Below are 1,400 nucleotides of genomic sequence, written 5' to 3' on the forward strand. Positions count from 1 at the left end.
AGATTCTGTGTTAATAACCAATCACTTGTTAATTTATTTTTATAAATTTATGTTTTAGGCGGCACTATGTCAGCCTGTTTAGGGGTGGTCCATCGGGACTGCCTCTAACTTTTTAAAGTGGTTACTGTCATACTTTTCATTAGTTTTAAAAAGCGTAAACATCAGTTCCAATAGTTTTCTTTGTATAGCTACTGCCGCCTTCATTTTGATTCCATGTTTGCTTACCAGCCTTACAAAGATTGTTTTAAAATGTTCATCGTGGCGGATTGCAGCCAGCGCCGGCATATGCATTGCTTTTCGGATAAATCTATTTCCTCTTTTTGATATCTGCGGCTTGCCTTTTACGGAAGTTCCTGACTGCTTTTCCTTTACATCTAAGCCTGCATAGCTGGCCAGCTGCCTTTTGTTTCTGATCAAATCAAAGCCATTGGTTTCTGCCAGAATTGTTGCAGCCGTAAGTGTTCCCACTCCGGGCAGCGAACAAAGAAGTTGCATTTGGCTTTCAACTTTCTGATCCGTTTTGATCAGCATAGAGATCTCCTGGCTAATCTCTTTTTCCTGATTATTTAGTAGCATCAAACGCTTATGGATCCTTTGAAGAGTACTTTCGGCCGGGTGAGCTTCGGACAACTCTGCATGCTGCTGGTTTTTAACTACCGTGCGTTCGGAAATAATCTGATCACGTTCTCTTGTCAGCTGTTTTATACTTTTATAGATTGGTAAGGGCTTTTTCCATAAATCCAGATGTCTTTCCAAACCGAATCTGGTAATTGCTTCTGAGGCTGTCCTATCTGTTACCGTTTTGATTGTCAGACTGCGTGCGTAATTACTGATTTTGTTAGGTAATACAATAGATACTTCCATACCCTGATCTGACAAAAAATAAGCCAAAGCTTCATGGTACACCCCTGTGGGTTCCATCACGTAACGTACGGATATGTTACTGTGTGTAAGTTTTTTGACCCATTCTACAAGTAAAACGAATCCTTTCGCTGTATTGGGAAACGTCTTATGAGCATAAAGGTCGGCACTTAAATCATCATGCATACGTCCAAGGCATACCACCAATTCTTTTTGTGCCACATCAACACCAAGTACTTGTTTGACAATCCTTTTCATACCAATCCATTTTTAGGTGAACAAATATTAAAGTGAAAACTTCTCTCAGTTTAGTCTCCTGGCTGGATATTCTGGATATAAAGCAATGCGTTATTCCTTACATTCTGTTCAAACTCTAAGAAGTAAACAAAGTGGGTAAGTTTCTCTCGTTGAGCATGCTGAAAAGCTGCTTGGAAGTCAATCTACTCTCACTTCTTTTTCACTTTACAAGTCAAATTTATTGGTATTTACAAAATATTAAACCAATATTTATCACTACCGTAAACATAGGAGAAGTCAAG

At 39.0% G+C, this 1,400-nt stretch carries 1 protein-coding gene; it reads right to left on the minus strand.

Features of this window, described 5'->3' with window-relative positions:
- Nucleotides 1-78: 78 nt before the first annotated feature.
- Nucleotides 79-1,119, minus strand: coding sequence for an IS110 family transposase (locus tag RB622_RS30090; RefSeq protein WP_308050547.1), 1,041 nt, complete (start codon nt 1,117-1,119; stop codon nt 79-81).
- Nucleotides 1,120-1,400 lie beyond the last annotated feature (281 nt).

This window comes from Dyadobacter sp. LHD-138 (assembly GCF_030929615.1).
Classification (GTDB): Bacteria; Bacteroidota; Bacteroidia; order Cytophagales; family Spirosomataceae; genus Dyadobacter.

What these genes read in the sequence shown, in the direction of transcription:
- RB622_RS30090 (WP_308050547.1), bottom strand. Translation starts at nt 1,119, where the DNA reads ATGAAAAGGATTGTCAAACAAGTACTTGGTGTTGATGTGGCACAAAAA.